The sequence below is a fragment of the Saccharolobus solfataricus genome, from assembly GCF_900079115.1.
Taxonomy (GTDB): Archaea; Thermoproteota; Thermoprotei_A; order Sulfolobales; family Sulfolobaceae; genus Saccharolobus; species Saccharolobus solfataricus.
In genome coordinates this window covers 2,334,742-2,351,193 of record NZ_LT549890.1, presented here as the reverse complement: position 1 = coordinate 2,351,193, position 16,452 = coordinate 2,334,742, and the positions used below count along the sequence as shown (strand labels likewise).

Genomic DNA, 16,452 nt, shown 5'->3' with positions numbered 1-16,452 from the left:
CTTATCTACTGCTAATAAAGAAATCTCTATATTTTTCCCTTAAAACCTTCTTATCGAATTTCCCTACACTAGTCTTAGGAATCTCCTTAACGAATATTATATCGTCAGGTAATTGCCATCTAGCAAACCTCTGACCTAAATGCCCCAATAGTTCCTCCTTGCTAACCTTATTTTCAAATCCTTGCCTTAACACAACAAAAGCTAATGGTCTCTCCCCCCACTTGGGATGAGGAACGCCTATAACTGTAGCCTCTGCCACAGCGGGATGGGCCATTAAATGATTCTCTAAATCTACTGTACTTATCCATTCTCCTCCGCTTTTTATAACATCCTTTATTCTATCTACTATTTTAATATAACCTAGTTCATCTACTACAGCTAGATCACCACTTCTCCACCACCTATCTACACCATCACCAACAAAAGATTCCACAGTTCTGGGATCATTATAGTATGCGGAAGCAATCCATGGTCCTCTGATCCATAACTCTCCTATAGTTTTACCATCATGGGGTACGTCTTTACCGGTTGAGGGATCAATAACCCTTATGTCAACTCCAAAAGTTGGTATACCTTGTTTTCTCAGCAAATCCAACATGTCCTTGTCAGAATATTTTTCTCTTATCCTGGGTTTAACAACACTACCCGCAACTGATGGAGTGGTTTCTGTAGCGCCATATCCTTGTCCAACTTGAAATCCAAACTCCATTAGACCTATTACCAGACTCAGAGGAGGCTCACTTCCTCCTATAAGTATTCTAGAATTCACAAATAGTGGTTTGTTTTCCATACTCCTTAAATAGTTTAAGATAGAGCTAAACACCTCTGGAACACCAGCCGTAACGGTAACCTTCTCATTAATCATTAAGTCAACTAAAGGTTTCGGATTATCAACAGTATATCTACCCGGTAACACTAACTTCGCCCCCACTAACGTAGCAGCCATAAATCCTAACCAACCATTTACGTGGAACATGGGTACTAACTGCATAAAAGTATCATCTATTGTAATATTACGTGAAATTACCAATGTATTTAATACAATTGACCTGTGTGAATAGTATATGCCTTTAGGGTCTCCAGTTGTACCAGTAGTATATGCTGCGTAGCACGATGTCCTCTCATCAAACATTGGTATCTCATATTCCTCATTGCCCTCCTCCACTAGACTCTCATAATTATAATAATTAGTTTGGGGTGTTTTCTCGATATCGGAAATCAATATGAATTTCTTAACTAATGGTATATTGTTTGATATACTCTCAACTAGAGGAATGAAGTCCTCATTTAAGAAAAGAAATGATACTTTAGAGTGGTTAATTATCTTTGCCAATTGAAGTGGGTGAAGTCTAGGATTCAACTCTAACATTACAGCACCAGTAGCAGGGATTGCGAAGTATAATTCGTAAAACCTATGCGTGTTCCATTCTAGTACTCCTACTCTATCACCTACTTTAACACCTAAAGATTTAAGAGAACTTGCGAGTTTCTTAACTCTTCTAAACGCTTCCCCATAATTGTATCTAAAGATTGTACCATCCTTTTTCCTAGAGATTATTTCTTGCTCCCCAATCCATTTCCCTGCATGTTCTAATATTTGTGTGACGTTTAGTTGATAGTCATCCATCATAGTTGAAGGAAAACCTTTTATTATCTCCACATGTAAGATGTAATCTTTTCTATATTTAAGCTTTTTTACCTCTATGGATAAAAAATGAAACTCAGGTTTAGAGAGTGTTTACCCGTGGCGTAACTTCTGCTTACTTTTAACCACTTCTAATTCCGCCACGGGCACCCCTCTTGAGGGCTCATACACACTCACCCTCAACTCATTGGGGCTAGTCGAGGGAAACACCACTACCCTCCCATCCGTATTTGTCGCCCCCAATACCTCGTGAGCATAGCCCGTCATCAGTATGGAGTTCATCAATTTATAATGTAGAGGAAATAATATATAAACATAATCATAATAAAGATCATATTGTGAAATGATTAAAAGTATTTAAAAGTTATGCAAATGTGTTACAGTCTTAAACAGGGGATATTTCTTGCCGTTAATCTCCTTAAATATTACTTCAACTTTCCTATTAATATCAGCTTGACTTTCCTCAATTATATTGGAATACATTCTAAACCCTTCCTCAAGCTCAACTATCCCATAAATAACGTAACTACCATCCTTTCTATAAACTTTAGTCATTGCAAATATTTTACCTAAACCTTTACTAAACCTAACTTCAATATCTGAAGAACCACATTTAGGACAAAGTACTCTTGGATAGTAAAACTTATGGCCACATTTATTGCACTGAATAAACGGTAACTTATTCTCATCGAAATACTTAAAATATAATTCTCTTATTTCTTCTTCCCTCATTTTCGCTCACCCAATACTAAAGTTACACTGTGCCTTCTACTCCACCACCCAATTCCATTTAAAAATATAACATTTGCACCTTTAACTTGATGACCATTAGCCATATCGTTTAATTGAAGTAATGCCTCCTCTAAAATAACACCACCACTCATGTATGCGGGCTGACCAGTATTTAAACTACCTCCCCCAGTATTAATTGGAACATCGCCCTTAAATGATAAATCATGAGATTCTACGAACTGTCCAACCTTACCTTTCTCAACTAACCCTATGTCCTCCATTTGTAGCATCACAGTTATGGTGAATGAGTCGTAGAGTTGAAAGGCATCTACCCGGTTTAGGTCAAATGAAGCCCTTTTTGCGCTTTCAGTTGTTGGAGTATAAATTATATCATCCCATTCAGCTGGTGGATTTGGCCAATGGGCCTCTCCATACGCTAAAATGTCAATATTTCTAAGGGCTGACTTACTACTCCTTTTACTTACCACAAAAACGTGAAAACCGTCTATAGGGTAAACTATTTCAAGAAGATGTAAAGGATAAGAAACTATCCTAGATTTCAAAACATCTTCGACTGTAATAGGATTTCTGAACAGAGCTTTAGGATTATAACTTGCATTATATCTCTGGATCACTGCAATACGTGCCCTTTGTTCGTCAGTTGTACCGAAGAGTTTAGAATGTCTATAAGCAACCATTGCGTAATCAGATATTGGAGACATCTGGTCATAAATCTTAATGTACTCATCAAAGGGACTATCAATTATATCTGTTTTTTGGAAATGATTGTCTCTTAAATGAGATATTTTCCCTCCTTGTATGCAAAGTATTGTCTCCGCATCCCCCGCCTTGATTGCCTTGTAAGCCCTATATATCATTGACAATACTGAAGGTCCTCCGTATTGGACATGTTCTATAATTTTCGGCTTTATTCCAAAATATTCACTTATTTGGGCAGGAGGATTAAGATATGTCCTATTACCGTGAAATGAGCCTCTTCCGATGTTAGCCATTATCCCATCGACGTCAGCGTAATTCAATCCAGCAATATCTAGTGCCTCATCAGTGACCTCTTTCAATAACTCTATACCATCTTTCTCATAGTTTTTATATAGTTTTCCGGCAAATCCTACAATCATCGTTAATCATAATTTACTACCTATTAAAAAACCTTGTTCAAATTTCTGTTTTGTAAGGTAGTTGAATTTTACAAAGAATTAAGAGGGCGATTCGGATATCCATTGCAAATTCACTTTATTTTAAAGATTACTATGAAATTAACTAAATGAAAGCGACTAGTTAGCAGAGAAACACGATTACCAATACTAACATTTTTACGACCGCATTATTTACAAATTGCAATTCACAAAGGAAACCTGAGTCTCCCCATTACAAACCTAGATTCTACACCTTAATAATAACAGAAATAAAACAATAATGGTTTAATTTCAAAATATTCAATAAACCGACTAAGCATCAAATTTCTCCTTCTAATAATACTTATTAAGAAGTTCAGATTAACTCTTATTATGGCTGAATTTTTATATCCTAGCAGGGAATGGGCAGAAGAATGGTGTAAATTACTAAATGAAAGCAAGGAATATAATGATGCAGGGAAAGGATGGGTATCGCCAATTTTATTCGTGGTAACCGACATTCCTACCCAAGTGTTAGAGCATTTAGGAGTAAAAGGTACTAACACCTTAGCAATGAAGCTATATCTAAATAATGGAAAATGTCAAGGTATTGAATTTTTCACAGATGTTACCAAGGCCGATGCACCATATGTACTTGAGGCAAGTTATAATTCTTGGAAAGATATAATAAGCGGTAAACTGCAAGTAGTCTCAGCCTTATTATCTGGTACAATAAAGCTTAAGAAAGGTAGTCTCTTCGATCTGGCAAGATATACTACTGCTTCAGTGGTTATGGCTAACGTCTCAAATAAAATAAATACGAAATTCCTTGTTTAGACTACTTAGGTCTCAGCATATTTTCTATAAGAATGGCCAAGTCATTATATTGTTTTTTGGTTAACCCTTGATTCGTCCATAGGATATATCTTCTACCTATCATTTCACCAATTCCTATTAATACGTAAGCTAGTAATTCTGGATCTACTTTTACTATTTCTCCCCTATCCATAGCCTCTTTTAGTCCAATCTTATATCTCTCTGCCAATTTAGTGAAATGCCATATATACATTTCTGGCCTATGCACTTGAGCTTCTACGAATACCTTATAGTATTTCTTATTCTGGCTCATCCATTCCAAAAATTTGGCTAAACCTTCCTTTTCCATTTCTATTCTATTTCGAATCCCCATCGTATTTACCTTTAAATAATACCTCATATCGGTGTTAAATTTTCTAATTAACTCATCTAATATGTCATGTTTACTCTTGAAATAGAAATAGAACAAACCGTAAGCAACACCAGCCTTATTGGTTATATCACTTATACTAGTATTCAAAAAGCCCTTTTCTGAAATTAAGTCTAGCGATGCATTTATGATTTTATTTAATGACTCCTTCCCCTTTTCAGTTTTTGGGTACCTATACATTTGGACCACCTTTTTTGATTACTGAGTCAATTTATAATTTATTTTCATCTTATATAAACCTTACTCTAAAGGAAATTGACATTACAATAATACTTTTTAAATGTATAAAGAGCCATTGTTCATAAAAACCAGCAAATCTCAGTCAATGTAGCGTCTACCTCTTTTTTATGAATATAAGATAGATCGATTTTATGGATATATAAATAATGTAGCATGATATAAGATAGATTCGAAAAATCTCTTATTATATAGCCGAAATTTAAATCTAAAAAATTGACTTTCATAAGATATTTTTATGAATTAACTGACCTAAGAAACTTCATGAGTAGTAAGTTAGATGAGTATCTGGCTAGAATAGATAGACTACCAACATGGGGATTATCATATGCGCTACTATGGGCTATAGGATTTAGCTACTTCATAACACTCTATGACGCTGTGGGAAATATAGGGGCAGCACTACCATATATACCTTTTATCAACGCATCTCAAGCTTCGCTAATAGCATCCCTAGGTCTCTTTGGGTATATTCCAGGTTCACTAGGATTAGGTTATTTAGCTGATAGAATAGGCAGAAGGACTGTGCTAATAATCACCGTCTTACTAACTGCAATAGGCAGTTTAGGAATGGCATTATCAATCAACTTCCCCATGCTCGCAATATTCAGATTCATTGAAGGAGCTGGAATAGGCGGAGACTTAAATTTAGCTATGGTTTATGTATCTGAATTTGCCCCAAGTGCTAAGAGAGGTAAATATGCGAACTGGATTTACTTAGCTGGATGGATAGCAGTTGGTGTCGGTGCAACAATTGCCGCATTACTTGTTACTGGTTTACCCTCTGTAGGATGGAGATTAGCCTTTGGAATAGCAGCCATAATGGCTGTTGCTGCATTAGTATTTAGAATTAGGGCTCCAGAGACTGTAAGATTCTTAGTTAAAAAGGGCAGGATAAACGAAGCTGAGAGTATCGTTAGAATAATGGAAGAGACTGCCATGAAGAGAGCTAGAGTTCAGTCGTTACCAGAACCTAAAATAATTAATTATTCGTATCAAACTACAAACCCATTTTCAATATTAGCCAAAAGAGTATTTGCAAAACGTTTAATAGGGCTCATATTGTTCTGGTTTTTCATATACTTTGTGCAGTATACATTTTCGACGTTATGGGATTACTACGGAAAGTTCATAGGTTACTCTGGGGCAATGTTTAATCAGTATGTTCTCTTTACAGGATTTGCAGCATTGGGAGATACTCTTATGGCATTTCTGCTATTAACCTTTATAGAGAGAACGGATAGAAGAATGATTACACAAATAGGCTCTATAGGTTGGTTAGTAGGTATGATAGTTGCATCGTATTTTGCTATACACTTTAACTTGCTAGGTATGACATTAACTTTAGGGCTTATTACAAATGCTATTGGAGGTGGGATGTCATACTTAGCTGGATATTTAATGAGTAGTGAGTCGTTCCCAACTGCAGCCAGATCTACCGGATTTGCTATTACCGATGGAATAGGGCATATTGGAGGAGCTATAGGCCCATTATTACTCTTCCCGTTAGTAGTAGCTACTGGACCAATAAACGCATGGGCTATTGAGGCATTCCCTGTGGTTATAGCTGCAGTGATCTTATGGTTTACTGTTCCTAGAACTGTGGGAGTAAGGTTAGAGGAGATAAACGAAATCCACCTAACTCCACAGCAACCTCAAGGAGGAATTATAAAAAGTGAGAAGTAAGCATATCTTAAGGAAATAAGGATAACTTCTGAAGGAAAACTTTTTTAAAAAAAATACGATTTCTTTTAGGCAAAGAAAAAGTTAATAGACTAAACATGAGTAATATTATTTATGAGATCGAGAGATGATTTCCTAAATTCCTTGAAGGATGGAAGAAGTTTGTATTATAGGGGGAAATTAGTGGAAGACATAACAGCACATCATATTTTAAAGACAGCTGCATTACATGCAGCTAAGTTATATGACTACGCTGATAGAGTTTATGAGGATAATAAGATGGGAAAGATCAGCAAGTTCTTTAAAATACCGTTAACATCTCAGGATTTATTGGATAGACATAAACTAATTTACGATTTAACGATGTACTGCAACGGTATATTTAACATTTCGCAAGCTATAGGGAGCGATGCGATCTTTGCCCTTATGATCACGGCAAAACAAGTTGACAGAAAATACGGAACTGATTACTCCAAACGTGTTGAAAAATATTTTGAAAGGGTTGCTAAAGAAGATTTAACGCTAGCTACTGCCCAGACTGACGTTAAGGGAGATAGGAGTAAAAGGCCCTCTGAACAAGTTGACCCTGATATGTATGTTAGAATAGTTGATGTGAAAAGCGATGGAATAGTAGTCAGAGGAGCGAAGGCTCATACTACCCAATCTGCAGTATCTGATGAGATTATTGTTATACCAACTAGAGCAATGAGAGACAGCGATAAAGATTACGCGGTAGCTTTCGCGATTCCGGCTAATACTAAAGGTTTGAAGATGTATATTAGACCAATTGATGAAATTGAAGGTAATTCCTCCTCAGTTCTTAGCAGAAAAGATTATGAGTTGGAAACATTAACTGTATTCGATGACGTTTTCGTTCCTTGGGATAGGGTGTTTTTATTTAGAGAATACGATTACGCGGGAACTTTGGCAATGTTATTTGCGACTTTCCATAGGTTTACTGCATTATCATATAGATCAGCAACTATGAATCTGTATTTGGGAGCATCTAAAGTAGCATCTCAAGTAAATGGTATTGAAAACGAGAAGCATGTAAGAGACGACATTGTTGACATAATACTTTACAAGGAAATTATGAGAAGTAGCGCAATAGCCGCAGCTGTATATCCAGTAAACATGGAGGGTATAGCTGTGCCCAACCCACTTTTCACTAATGTCGGCAAATTATATTCCAATATGCATTTCCATGATGTTGTTAGAGATCTAATTGATATTGCTGGAGGCATAATAGCTACTATGCCATCTCAAGAAGATTTGGAAAGTAATGAGGGTAAGAATATAGTTAAATACTTGAGGGGCTCAGTTGATGGAGAGGAGAGAGCCAAGGTATTAAAACTAGCTAAGGAATTGGGAGCAAGCACGTTTACTGGATACTTGTTAACTGGTATGATTCACGCAGAAGGTTCAATGGAAGCTAGCAAAATAGAACTATTCAGAAGCTATAATTACAAGGAAGCGGAGAGCTTAGTTAAAAGGATCTTAAGCTGATCTTTCTTTTTGATTTGATAATAGAAAAACATAAAAAGAATAAATAGGAAAATTATTCTGTGGAACTCACTTTCCCTACACAGCACGATATACAAGCTTTAGTGAAAATTCTGTCTGACCCAGTTTTTACGTTACACAAGATACTAGGAGCAGAAACAGTTACAGTAAAGGGTAACGAATTCGATGCCTTAATATCGATGGGAGTTACATCAGTGATTCTACACGGTACAGTTTATGTAGGGAGCAACAAGATATCCTATAAGTTTTACAGTGTAGGGACAGAAAAAGGAGAAGGCGGAATTTTAGAATTTGGATTATTCAAAGAGGGTGAGCTTAAGTTAGTTTTGGACTATGAAGGGAGATTTGGCTCCATCATTAGGTTCTCGTTGAGGAGAAGGATCGAGAAAAATATGAAAAGGCTAGATGAGGAAGTTAGAGTGGAAAGAATTAAGAGAAAGATCTGAATAAACTTTATTAAAAAGCTACTTCTCTCAATAAGGAAAATTGAATTCTGACTCTATTATCAATTTAGCTAAATTGTTTGAAAATAGTAGAGGCCACTACCACAGTGGTGTTTCACCAAATTATTTCATTTGAAAGATATAATATTAGTCCTTTCAAAAAGAGATTGATATAGAGAAAAACAATAAAATTATTATGAAACATAACATGTTAAAATAATTTGCAAAAAATATAGCGTACAATTCTAATAATAAGAGGAGAATTCTGAATTTTTCTCACGTGGTGAAAACGACGTGCATAGTCTCCTCTGAACACCGAGAAAGTTAGAGAAGCTTGACGAATGAATCGAAGGACAAAACCTTCTTACACGTGGACTTGAAGTTAAAGAGAAGATGATTCACTAGATTCCACGCAGAATCCAGAACCGTGTAATAGAGGAACAAGAAGATCTTATTACTCAACTTCCTAACATACCTTATCCTTGCCTTCCTAACCTTAAAACCCTCCTCAACTTGCCACCTCAACCTATAGAGTTCAGCCAGTTCATAGGGATCTCCCTCGAAGTTCGTTACGAACATGAAGTGCCTCGGCTTCCCCTTAACGTAAACCACATCGTAATAATAAAGCCCTTCAAATTCCAAGACCCTATACGCAACGTAAACCTTGTCCTTAACCTCATATCTCTTCTCAACTAATGGAACGTTAGATAGTTCCTTGAATCCCTTCAAGTTCGACTTTCCTCTCACAATGGTCTTCACGGGCATTTCCTTGATGACCCCTAGGTTCAAGAATCCGGCGTCAGCTACAACGTAATCTATTTCCATGTATTGGCTTACTTCCCTCACGCTCCTGAGTAGGAACTGTGATGGACTGTCGCTTCTCAAATCTGCTACCTCCACTAGGAGGGGTAACCTTAAGGGATATACGAGGTCCAAGGATCTCATCTTTACTCCTTTTCTCTTCCAGTTGTAGAGTAGAAAGCCCTCTGCTTTTTCTTGTTCCTTTTCTCCCACGGTTAATCCGGTCTCATCTACAGCGACTACGTTGATCTCTCCCTTTACTTCTCTGTAGATTGGGTAGAACTTGAAGGTTCTCTGACCTTTACTAATTACTTTCTCGCCTCGTCTTACTACCTTCAAGTAGTATTTTCCTCTGTTTCCGGTTAGCAAGGATGGTGCTGCTTTCACTATTTCCGGGTCTAGATCTTGAGAGATAACGTTAATATTGTTTGTTGCTAAAGTTATAGCGAGGGACTTCAGCTCCGTTTTGGGTAATATCATGGTTTGCATAACGGAGTTATGGAGTCCCTCGCTTTAACCTTTTCTTGTTCATCTCGTCCTTCCACCTACTTTCCTCTATTGATAATACTAGACAAATGGTATTACTCTTTATATATAAACTCGTTTTCTGTTAGTTTCTTCAACAAATATGAAAATTTTTTGCTTCTTGTGTTGAAATAAGCCGATTTTTCTAACTCCGCTCTGATATTTTTCTCTTCCATAGAAATTGTATCATTTTGAGTAAAATTGGTGAAACACCACTGCCACTACCATTAAAAGTTGACTGTTATGCTTGTATTTTATGTTATATACACTTTATACAATGTGTATTTTTACATTAAAATTGTTCCTCATATTAGTAGAGAAGTTTATATTTGATTAGAGAGGTATTAAATAAAAAGTCGAGTATTATAAAGTAAGAAATTAATTGTATTAAAGAATAGAAGGAAACTATGAAGGCAGCCATATATAAGGGACATGGATTGCAATTAGAAATAGAAGAAGTTCCTAATCCTACTCCAAAAGAAGGGGAAATCTTAGTGAAAGTAGCTTCAACCGGAATATGTCATAGTGATCTACATCTGTTAAGTGGTGAATTAGTTGGGCCACTTCCTAACGGATTTATAATTGGCCATGAGATTGCTGGATGGGTCGAGAAGATAGGTAAGAATGTTAGGAATCCATATGGATTAAAGGAGGGAGATCCGGTTCTAGTATCTTGGATTGTGCCATGTGGTATATGTAGTTATTGTGCAAGTGGTAAAGAGAATTATTGTAAAGAGAATGCGAAAAGATTAGTAGGTCTAATTGGGATTAATGGAGGCCACGCTGAATATATAATTGTCCCAGAGATAGCAGTAATTCCCTTGGCCAAAAACCTCGATCCGTACTACTCTTCACCGATTGCGTGTGCATACGGTACTGCTTATAACGCATTAAAAAGTGCTAATACTACTTCTGGGAAGAGTGTTGTTATAGTGGGTTCCGGTGGTGTAGGTTCTGCTGCAATACAGTTGGCTAATGCCATGGGGTTAAATCCAATTATTGCAGTAGATATAGATGAGAACAAACTAAAGAAAGCCAAGGAATTAGGTGCAACTTACACTATTAACGCTACTGAAAACGATGCTAGGTCTAAAGTTCTAGAAGTTTTGGAAGATGGAGCTGATATAGTATATGAGACAAAACCATACCCAGATCTCAAACTGCCTTTAGAAATTGTCAAAAGTGGAGGGACTATAGTTGTTACTGGACTGGGGGGATTCTCTACATTAGCACAGATTCCCGTAACACTATTTGTCTCTAGAGGTATAACTTTAATAGGAAGTTTAGGTTATAGACCTAGAATTGATCTACCTGAGCTAGTTAGTCTAGCATCTTCTGGTAAGATAGATATTAAGAAGTTAGTTTCACATATTTATACTCCAGACAAGATAAATGATGCTTACGAGAATTTGAAGAAAGGATTACATATAAGAGCAATAATTAGGTGGAATTAGAAAAGTTTTTTATTGATAAAAAATTAACATTATTCATGTACTCTCTAAAGGATAAGGTTGTTGTAGTAACGGGTTCTGGTAGGGGTATTGGTAGAGCCATAGCTGTGAGATTAGCTAAAGAAGGTAGTTTAGTTGTAGTAAATGCGAAAAAGAGAGCTGAGGAGATGAACGAAACAATAAAGATTATAAAAGAGAATGGAGGAGAAGCTAGTGGAGTTTTAGCTGATGTCTCAACAAGGGAGGGATGCGAAACTTTAGCTAAAGAAACCCTAGATAGGTACAGAGTAGTTGATATATTGATAAATAATGCTGGTTTAGGATTATTCTCTCCCTTTTTGAACGTAGATGATAAACTTTTAGACAAGCATATCTCGACTGACTTTAAATCTGTAGTTTATTGTTCTCAAATCTTCGCAAAAGAAATGAGAGATGGAGGAGCCATTGTTAATGTTGCATCAGTTGCTGGAGTATCGCCAGCCTATGGCTTATCAATATACGGTGCAATGAAGGCTGCTGTAATTGCATTAACTAAATACTTAGCTTTAGAACTAGCTCCTAAAATAAGGGTTAATGCAATAGCCCCAGGATTTGTGAAGACTAAGCTAGGTGAAAGTATGTTCCAGGTATTAGGAATGAGTGAAAAGGAGTTTAGTGAAAAATTCACGTTAATGGGTAGAATTCTTGATCCAGAGGAGGTAGCAGAGTTCACTGCTGCAATTCTTAAAATAGAGTCTCTAACTGGGCAAGTGTTTGTGTTAGATTCTGGAGAGAGTATAAAAGGTGGAATAAAATAGGATAACCTTTTTGTTTGAAAGTTTAGCTTAAAACTTTATTTTATCGTATCTAAGGCAAAATTTAAATATAAACGAATCATCTATAGTTAATTATGGGTATGAGTTTTGAAGAATATAAACATGAGTATTTTAAGTCGATAAGACATGGAGGTTTAAATTGGTCACTTTTCCCAATGAAATTATATCAACTTGGAAAAAGACTTTTCTGGGATCCAGCTAATATAGATCTAAGTAAAGATGCGGAAGACTGGAAGAAGCTAAATGATTTAGAGAAAATGTTTATAATAAACGTTGGTTCAAAGTTCGCCGCTGGAGAGGAAGCTGTAGCATTGGATCTTCACCCGCTAATCGTTACATTAGTTAAGGAGGGAAAGGTGGAAGAGGTGATGTATTTAGAGCAATTCGTCTATGAGGAATCCAAGCACGTAGAAGCCTTTAGGAGGTTTTTTGACGCTGTTAATGTTATAGAAGATCTGAGCGCATACACTAAAGACCTCTCCCCTAATTATAGGAAGATATTCTATGAAGAATTACCAAAAGCTATGTGGAATTTATCTAAAGATCCTTCACCGGAAAATCAAGTTAAAGCCGTGGTAACTTACAATCTAGTAGTTGAAGGTATTGCAGCTGAAGGAGGATATAACATTTTTAGGCGGATAACAAATACGAGAAAGATCTTACCTGGTTTAGCCAAGATGATAAACCTCATAGCCACTGATGAGTCTAGACATATAGCGTTTGGAGTATACTTAATCGCGAGACTAGTGAAGGAACATGGAGAGGGAATATATAAGGTTGCTATGGATCACATTAATTATCTTGCACCCTATGCTATAGGAATATTCTCTGAACCTACGATGCCCCAAGTTACAAATCTACCCTTTGATCTGACCAATATGGAGCTGGTAGACTACGCTAAAAAGCTTTTGAATACTAGGATTGACGCAATAAATAGAGCTAGGCAGATGAGATTAGATGTACTATTACCAAGGGATTTAGATGTGATCGAATCGTGGTGATTTAAATGATCCTAGATTTAAACTTCGAAATTAGTGAGGATCTTAAACTGATTCTAAACAGTTTAAATGAATTACTGGACTCAAGGTGGTCTACGAAGAAGTTAAGGTCAATTATGGAGGGAAATAAGGAATATACCGAGGAACTATGGAGGGAAATAATTAAGCTTGACATCTTGCCTTATCTTTCCACACTATCATTAAGAGATAACGTGATAATAAATGAGGTTATTGGTAGAAAATTACTGCCGGGAATTGTAATAAGTAGCGTAGTCGCATCTAGGGGTATTAAGACTAAAGACGTTTTAAATAGACTGTATTCTGGAGAAATAAAAATAGCTATGTCTGATTCAAATTTTGTGCCTTCAGCTGATGATGCTGATTATATAGTAATAGGAAACAAGTTGATTAAGAGAGACAATTGCACAATTCACACTTTCAATTCTCTTGATAATTCCATGAAAATCAGTAAAGTCAAACACGTTGGAAATCATGAAGACATAGAAGTTAACAACGCTGAAATTGCACTTTCATTAGCCTCTCAGATGGTCGGAAGTGGTGAAGAAGTAGTTAGTATGTCGATTAAATATAGTAAAGAGAGAGTTGCTTTCGGAAAACCTATAGGTTCGTATCAAGCAATAAAGCATAGGGTAGTTAATGACGCAATTGATGTAGAATTAGCTAGATCTTTAGTACTGGAAGCTGCTGAAAACATAAAGTACGCATGGGTAGCTAAGGATTTAGTAAACAAAAAGATACCTAAGGTTATATTAAGTGGTATACAAGTTCATGGAGGAATAGGATTTACCGATGATCTCGATATTCACCTTCACTTAAGGAGAGCGCTCACATTAAGTAAGTTATACAATAGTAAAGTTAACATCTCCGAGTTCCTACAACCTATATAAGCTATCAAGTTAAATAATATAATGGGTAGATGATAAGATGCTAGAGGATGTATATCTAGTCGATTACGTAAGGACGGCTTTTACGAGATTTTCACGCAAGGACTATCAAAAAGATCCGTTTTACAATATAAGACCAGAGGAATTAGCTGGAATGGTAATAAATAGATTAATAGAGAAAAATGGGATTAAGGCAGAAGAAATAGATGAAATAATCACTGGATGTGCACTTCAAGTAGGCGAACAATGGGCTTTTGGAGGTAGGCATGAAGTTTTCGCTGCTAGATTGCCTTATAATATACCAACTATGGCTGTTGATAGACAATGCGCTTCATCACTAACTACAGTTTCCATAGGAGCCATGGAAATATCAACCGGCATGGCTGATATAGTACTAGCAGGTGGGGTTGAAAAGCTGTCCAGAACACCAATGTTTGATAATCCTCACATTGAAATTAACACTAAGTTTCTAACCGATAGCAAATATATCGAATACGATTTAACTACAGGATATGTTATGGGATTAACTGCTGAGAAATTAGCTGAAGAAGCTAAAATAACAAGAGAAGAAATGGATAGGTGGTCTTTGAGGAGCCATCAATTAGCATGGAAAGCTATACAGGAGGGGTATTTTAAAGACGAGATCTTACCCATTGAGGTAGAAGTCGAAGGGAAGAAAACTGTAGTTAACTTAGATCAATCAGTTAGACCAGACACCAGTATGGAAAAATTAGCTCAATTACCTCCAGCCTTTAAACCCAATGGTACAATAACTGCTGGAAATTCCGCACCCTTGAATTCTGGAGCTTCTTATGTACTCTTAATGTCAAAAAATGCGTTGAAGAAGTACGGCTTAACTCCAATGGCAAAGATAAAGAGTTTTGGATTTGCAGGGGTACCTCCGGCGGTGATGGGAAAGGGACCGGTACCCGCTTCCAAGAAAGCCTTAGAAAAGGCTAATTTAAGTACTAGAAGAATAGACTTATGGGAAATAAATGAGGCATTTGCTGTTGTAGTATTATATGCTATAAAACAATTGGAATTGGATGAGAACACAGTAAACAAGAAGGGAGGTGCTATTGCCATAGGGCATCCCCTAGGAGCTACTGGAGCTAGATTAGTAGGTACATTGGCTAGACAATTAATAATGGAAGGAAAAGATTATGGTGTTGCAACACTGTGTGTAGGCGGAGGACAAGGTGGGGCAATAGTTCTAGAAAGAGTTTGAAATCAATATTTTTCCATACCTATTTTTATTTTCCTTAAGTAAATCAAGAGCTTTTCCAAAATCCTCTAACCTAAACTCACTCCCAATAACAGGCTTTATTTTACCTTCCTTAACTAGGTTTAAAGTTTCTACTATGTCTTTCTTATTCGCACCTATATGTCCAATTAAACTTAGGTCTTTAAGAATCACATAGCCTAGCCTTAGATTAAATGTTATAGAAGGATCTAGATTCCCGATCTGAATAATCTTGCCACCACTCCTCAGACTCCTCATACTTTCCTCTAAAGTGTAGGGACCAACATTTTCAATAACGATGGAAATATCGCCTATCTTTTTAGCCTCTTCTGAGAACTTATCACCTACAATTACGTAGTCAGCGAATTTGGAAACAATCCTTGCCTTACTCTCACTACTAGTAACGCCTATCACCTTAGCCCCTAGAGCCTTAGCTACTTGAATTGCGTGAATACCTACACCACCACTCGCTCCAGTAACTAATACATTTTCCCCTTCTTTTATTCCAGCCTTTTTCAAACCCCTATAAACCATTGCTGCAACACATGGAACTATAACAGCCCCTTCATCAGAAACGTTTTCAGGTATTTTGACTAAACTGCTTGCCTTAACCCTAGCCTTTTCTGCGAAAAACCCATCTAGTTCTTGAGCATATAGAACCCTATTCTTACAGTAAACTTCTTCTCCGCTCTTACAATATTCACACGACCAATCGGGCACAAAAAGCATTGAGGTTACCCGATCTCCTTCCCTATAATCATTAACGTTTTCTCCAACTTCCTCAACTGTTCCCACTACCTCATGACCTAAAATTAGCGGGTATTTAGATCTGGGATAGAACCCTTTTATCTGTAATAAGTCCCTATAACATAAGGCTGCTTTATTAACCTTGATTACGACTTCTCCCTTATAAGGTTTAGGATCTGCTATCTCTTCTATTCTATAACCTTGGTTATGAGCTGGGAGAACAACGGCTTTCATAATACTATCTTGTTACTGACTCTTTTTAAATGTTTTTAATAAAGCCTTAAAACAATAATTTAGAAAAAAAAAAGATAAAGATGATGA

At 36.6% G+C, this 16,452-nt stretch carries 15 protein-coding genes and 1 pseudogene; 9 read left to right on the top strand and 7 right to left on the bottom strand.

The annotated features are described in order from the left end of the window. Nucleotide 1: 1 nt before the first annotated feature. The 4 genes and pseudogenes from SSOP1_RS12585 to SSOP1_RS12570 form a co-directional block, all read right to left on the bottom strand. Complete coding sequence (locus tag SSOP1_RS12585; protein ID WP_009988492.1) at nt 2-1,660, bottom strand: long-chain-fatty-acid--CoA ligase; 1,659 nt, start codon at nt 1,658-1,660, stop codon at nt 2-4. A gap of 78 nt (nt 1,661-1,738) precedes the next feature. Beyond that, nucleotides 1,739-1,933, bottom strand: a pseudogene (locus SSOP1_RS17955) (hypothetical protein); the annotation flags it as partial. Nucleotides 1,934-2,002: 69 nt separating this feature from the next. Beyond that, complete coding sequence (gene trf, locus SSOP1_RS12575) at nt 2,003-2,377, bottom strand: translation recovery factor Trf (RefSeq protein ID WP_010923908.1); 375 nt, start codon at nt 2,375-2,377, stop codon at nt 2,003-2,005. Continuing rightward, nucleotides 2,374-3,516, bottom strand: a complete 1,143-nt coding sequence (locus SSOP1_RS12570) for a thiolase family protein (RefSeq protein ID WP_009989900.1) — start codon at nt 3,514-3,516, stop codon at nt 2,374-2,376. The genes trf and SSOP1_RS12570 overlap by 4 nt, the downstream gene beginning before the upstream one ends. Nucleotides 3,517-3,906: 390 nt before the next feature. On the opposite strand from SSOP1_RS12570, the gene SSOP1_RS12565 reads away from it, so the two are divergent. Further along, the gene (locus SSOP1_RS12565; protein WP_009989901.1) at nt 3,907-4,350 is read left to right on the top strand and encodes an SCP2 sterol-binding domain-containing protein; all 444 of its coding nucleotides are present in this window, start codon (nt 3,907-3,909) and stop codon (nt 4,348-4,350) included. A 1-nt stretch (nt 4,351) separates the two neighbouring features. Here SSOP1_RS12565 and SSOP1_RS12560 read toward each other — a convergent pair whose 3' ends face one another. Then, nucleotides 4,352-4,939: a TetR/AcrR family transcriptional regulator gene (locus SSOP1_RS12560; protein WP_009989902.1), complete on the bottom strand. Its 588-nt coding sequence runs from the start codon at nt 4,937-4,939 to the stop codon at nt 4,352-4,354. Nucleotides 4,940-5,260: 321 nt separating this feature from the next. Here SSOP1_RS12560 and SSOP1_RS12555 point away from each other — a divergent pair, with 321 nt between their 5' ends. The 3 genes from SSOP1_RS12555 (at nt 5,261) to SSOP1_RS12545 (ending at nt 8,649) form a co-directional block, all read left to right on the top strand. Beyond that, nucleotides 5,261-6,682: an MFS transporter gene (locus tag SSOP1_RS12555; RefSeq protein WP_009989903.1), complete on the top strand. Its 1,422-nt coding sequence runs from the start codon at nt 5,261-5,263 to the stop codon at nt 6,680-6,682. Nucleotides 6,683-6,793: 111 nt separating this feature from the next. After that, nucleotides 6,794-8,185 (top strand): 4-hydroxyphenylacetate 3-hydroxylase family protein, encoded by a 1,392-nt coding sequence (locus SSOP1_RS12550; protein ID WP_009989905.1) that lies wholly within the window; start codon nt 6,794-6,796, stop codon nt 8,183-8,185. A 59-nt stretch (nt 8,186-8,244) separates the two neighbouring features. Continuing rightward, nucleotides 8,245-8,649 carry a DUF3211 domain-containing protein gene (locus SSOP1_RS12545; protein WP_009989907.1) on the top strand — a complete coding sequence of 135 codons (405 nt, stop codon included), beginning with the start codon at nt 8,245-8,247 and terminating at the stop codon, nt 8,647-8,649. A 321-nt stretch (nt 8,650-8,970) separates the two neighbouring features. Here SSOP1_RS12545 and SSOP1_RS12540 read toward each other — a convergent pair whose 3' ends face one another. Then, nucleotides 8,971-9,936, bottom strand: a complete 966-nt coding sequence (locus SSOP1_RS12540; RefSeq protein ID WP_010923283.1) for an ISH3-like element ISC1439A family transposase — start codon at nt 9,934-9,936, stop codon at nt 8,971-8,973. A 443-nt stretch (nt 9,937-10,379) separates the two neighbouring features. On the opposite strand from SSOP1_RS12540, the gene SSOP1_RS12535 reads away from it, so the two are divergent. The 5 genes from SSOP1_RS12535 (at nt 10,380) to SSOP1_RS12515 (ending at nt 15,369) form a co-directional block, all read left to right on the top strand. Continuing rightward, the gene (locus SSOP1_RS12535; protein WP_009989909.1) at nt 10,380-11,426 is read left to right on the top strand and encodes an alcohol dehydrogenase catalytic domain-containing protein; all 1,047 of its coding nucleotides are present in this window, start codon (nt 10,380-10,382) and stop codon (nt 11,424-11,426) included. A 35-nt stretch (nt 11,427-11,461) separates the two neighbouring features. Next, nucleotides 11,462-12,220 (top strand): SDR family oxidoreductase, encoded by a 759-nt coding sequence (locus tag SSOP1_RS12530; RefSeq protein ID WP_009989910.1) that lies wholly within the window; start codon nt 11,462-11,464, stop codon nt 12,218-12,220. A 92-nt stretch (nt 12,221-12,312) separates the two neighbouring features. Beyond that, nucleotides 12,313-13,239 carry a R2-like ligand-binding oxidase gene (locus SSOP1_RS12525; protein WP_009989911.1) on the top strand — a complete coding sequence of 309 codons (927 nt, stop codon included), beginning with the start codon at nt 12,313-12,315 and terminating at the stop codon, nt 13,237-13,239. Nucleotides 13,240-13,244: 5 nt separating this feature from the next. Then, nucleotides 13,245-14,144, top strand: coding sequence for an acyl-CoA dehydrogenase family protein (locus SSOP1_RS12520; RefSeq protein ID WP_009989912.1), 900 nt, complete (start codon nt 13,245-13,247; stop codon nt 14,142-14,144). Between the two features lie 37 nt (nt 14,145-14,181). Further along, nucleotides 14,182-15,369 (top strand): acetyl-CoA C-acetyltransferase, encoded by a 1,188-nt coding sequence (locus SSOP1_RS12515; protein WP_009989913.1) that lies wholly within the window; start codon nt 14,182-14,184, stop codon nt 15,367-15,369. Here SSOP1_RS12515 and SSOP1_RS12510 read toward each other — a convergent pair. Continuing rightward, complete coding sequence (locus SSOP1_RS12510; protein ID WP_014511415.1) at nt 15,355-16,365, bottom strand: acryloyl-CoA reductase; 1,011 nt, start codon at nt 16,363-16,365, stop codon at nt 15,355-15,357. The genes SSOP1_RS12515 and SSOP1_RS12510 overlap by 15 nt on opposite strands. Nucleotides 16,366-16,452 lie beyond the last annotated feature (87 nt).

Coding starts and splice junctions, on each gene's coding strand:
- trf (WP_010923908.1), bottom strand. CDS start 2,377: ATGAGGGAAGAAGAAATAAGAGAATTATATTTTAAGTATTTCGATGAG.
- SSOP1_RS12570 (WP_009989900.1), bottom strand. CDS start 3,516: ATGATTGTAGGATTTGCCGGAAAACTATATAAAAACTATGAGAAAGAT.
- SSOP1_RS12565 (WP_009989901.1), top strand. CDS start 3,907: ATGGCTGAATTTTTATATCCTAGCAGGGAATGGGCAGAAGAATGGTGT.
- SSOP1_RS12560 (WP_009989902.1), bottom strand. CDS start 4,939: ATGTATAGGTACCCAAAAACTGAAAAGGGGAAGGAGTCATTAAATAAA.
- SSOP1_RS12555 (WP_009989903.1), top strand. CDS start 5,261: ATGAGTAGTAAGTTAGATGAGTATCTGGCTAGAATAGATAGACTACCA.
- SSOP1_RS12550 (WP_009989905.1), top strand. CDS start 6,794: ATGAGATCGAGAGATGATTTCCTAAATTCCTTGAAGGATGGAAGAAGT.
- SSOP1_RS12540 (WP_010923283.1), bottom strand. CDS start 9,936: ATGCAAACCATGATATTACCCAAAACGGAGCTGAAGTCCCTCGCTATA.
- SSOP1_RS12535 (WP_009989909.1), top strand. CDS start 10,380: ATGAAGGCAGCCATATATAAGGGACATGGATTGCAATTAGAAATAGAA.
- SSOP1_RS12530 (WP_009989910.1), top strand. CDS start 11,462: ATGTACTCTCTAAAGGATAAGGTTGTTGTAGTAACGGGTTCTGGTAGG.
- SSOP1_RS12525 (WP_009989911.1), top strand. CDS start 12,313: ATGGGTATGAGTTTTGAAGAATATAAACATGAGTATTTTAAGTCGATA.
- SSOP1_RS12520 (WP_009989912.1), top strand. CDS start 13,245: ATGATCCTAGATTTAAACTTCGAAATTAGTGAGGATCTTAAACTGATT.
- SSOP1_RS12515 (WP_009989913.1), top strand. CDS start 14,182: ATGCTAGAGGATGTATATCTAGTCGATTACGTAAGGACGGCTTTTACG.
- SSOP1_RS12510 (WP_014511415.1), bottom strand. CDS start 16,365: ATGAAAGCCGTTGTTCTCCCAGCTCATAACCAAGGTTATAGAATAGAA.